Below are 1,853 nucleotides of genomic sequence, written 5' to 3' on the forward strand. Positions count from 1 at the left end.
GTGGTGTCAAACCAGACTTCTTTACGGCTGGCCACCACGTCGTGATACATGATCGAGGGCACATAGGAAAGACTGGCCAAGGGATCCAAAGCAAAGGGATCCCGTTCCAGCTGAGGTTCTCTGGCAAGGGGCAAACGTTGCTGTTGGGCCGCTTTGGCCTCAGCACGGGGGGCGGACAGTGCTGGGATGGGTTCAGACAAACTGGGCAAGCGACTGGCCCAATCGGGATGGGCAAGTCCCCAGGCCACCAAGGCTCCGGCGCTAAATCCCAGCAGGAGCACCAGCAGCGCCACCCAGCGGAATAGCGGGAAGCGAGACCTAGCCGGAGGGCGACGGGGAGGATAAGAAAAACGGGGGCGCGGGGCCGGAAGGGGTACCTGTGGCAAAGGAGGACGGGATCCCCCTGGCACCCCTCGGAGGTGCGTTGGCTGCTGTCGAGATGTCATGATGTCCTCCCCACTCCCCAAACCAACGCCAGCCTACCATCCCTGTCTTCCGGTTGGGGATGTCCGAAGCCGTAGCCAGCAAAATCTTCTCAGCTCAAGGACAAGCGAAATCTGTCGCCCGGTTCAAAGACAGGAAGGGGAGAATCTTTTCTGGGCAGTGGAGATCGAATCGGTTCAGTCTCAATCCAGAGTTGTCAACACATTAGATTCAGAAATGCTAAGGATTTGCCCTCCCATTTTGGTGATGCGCTTCACTTCTTGCGAGAGGCGGCTGAAGGGCACCTTGTACTCGAGGACGCTTTTGCGCACGCCACCACCCACCACACCGGAAACCTTGATGGTAAAGGTCTTATCGGCATTGGGCATATCAGAGCTGGATGCTGAGGCAACCGCTGGGGTTGCAGCGGCTTCAGGAGCAGGAGCAGCACTCTCCCGTTCTAGAAGGAGGCGCCATGTCCGGGGAAAGGCGGGAGCCAGACAGTAGGCCACTTTGTAGGATCCAGCCAGGTTTTTATCCTCGGACTCCACCTTGACTACCGTTCCAACCGGAACCTGTAGCTTGGCCCCTTTAGACATCACCTTAATTCCAGGCCAGTCAGTGGGTACATCCGCAAGTGGCTCGACCTCAAAGGATTGATCCCCCAGCAACAACTTGGCCATGTCGATAACTCCGTTCTGCCCAGCGTGCAGTGGCTTAAATAACTCCAACCACCGCTTTACCGTCAGACATTCTACCGTTGCCGGGTACCTACCAGAACCATCCTGCTGGCTTGTGTAGTTTAAAGTAGATTTGTTAAGGAAATTGTGGATTCGTCGCTGGCTTGGAGGGGAATGGAATGGACTTGTCGAGCTTGGCTTTGCCGGATTTGTCCGCTGGGTCGGATCGGTTGACCGCTGCTTTGCAGCCGGTGGCCGAACTCTTTGCGGGGTTGGATTTGCCACAGCCGATCGTGCAATGGGGACATCCCTTGATGATGGGGATCGTGGTGGTGGTGATGGGTAGCTTTGTCGGCCTGACGGGTTGGCGGGGAAGGGCCTTGCGCTTGGCGGCAGAAGCTGCGGGGGAGGGATCCCTGCCGGAATCGGCCCAGAAACCTCTGTTGGACCATCGCAAATTGGCTCCCTGGATGGCGACGTTTTTGGCATTGGGCTATACGGGCGGCATTTTGTCGTTGGTGATGCAAGGGGAACCGCTGTTGAACAGCCCCCATTTTTGGACGGGATCCCTGGTGTTACTGTTGTTGGGGGTGAACGGGGCTTTGTCGCTCACGGGCTTTGGGGGCAATCGCGCTGCGTTGCGAACCACCCATGCCTATGTGGGCAGCCTGATTCTCTGTGTGCTGGTTGCCCATGCGGCGTTGGGGATCAAGTTGGGCCTGTCTTTGTAGTCCTCGGTGTAATTTGATC

Annotated in this window: 2 protein-coding genes and 1 pseudogene; 1 reads left to right on the forward strand and 2 read right to left on the reverse strand. The window is 57.4% G+C overall.

Features of this window, described 5'->3' with window-relative positions; genetic code table 11:
• A pseudogene (locus tag JX360_RS17315) lies at window positions 1-446 on the reverse strand (hypothetical protein); the annotation flags it as partial.
• A gap of 180 nt (window positions 447-626) precedes the next feature.
• Window positions 627-1,106 carry a phycobilisome linker polypeptide gene (locus JX360_RS17320; protein WP_244353481.1) on the reverse strand — a complete coding sequence of 160 codons (480 nt, stop codon included), beginning with the start codon at window positions 1,104-1,106 and terminating at the stop codon, window positions 627-629.
• A 176-nt stretch (window positions 1,107-1,282) separates the two neighbouring features.
• Here JX360_RS17320 and JX360_RS17325 point away from each other — a divergent pair, with 176 nt between their 5' ends.
• The gene (locus tag JX360_RS17325; protein WP_244353484.1) at window positions 1,283-1,834 is read left to right on the forward strand and encodes a DUF4079 domain-containing protein; all 552 of its coding nucleotides are present in this window, start codon (window positions 1,283-1,285) and stop codon (window positions 1,832-1,834) included.
• The last annotated feature ends 19 nt before the right edge of the window (window positions 1,835-1,853 follow it).

Source organism: Thermostichus vulcanus str. 'Rupite' (assembly GCF_022848905.1).
GTDB lineage: Bacteria > Cyanobacteriota > Cyanobacteriia > Thermostichales > Thermostichaceae > Thermostichus > Thermostichus vulcanus_A.

Bases quoted from the DNA above. Each gene is read 5' to 3' on its own strand.
- JX360_RS17320 (WP_244353481.1), bottom strand. From the start codon at position 1,106: ATGGCCAAGTTGTTGCTGGGGGATCAATCCTTTGAGGTCGAGCCACTT.
- JX360_RS17325 (WP_244353484.1), top strand. From the start codon at position 1,283: ATGGACTTGTCGAGCTTGGCTTTGCCGGATTTGTCCGCTGGGTCGGAT.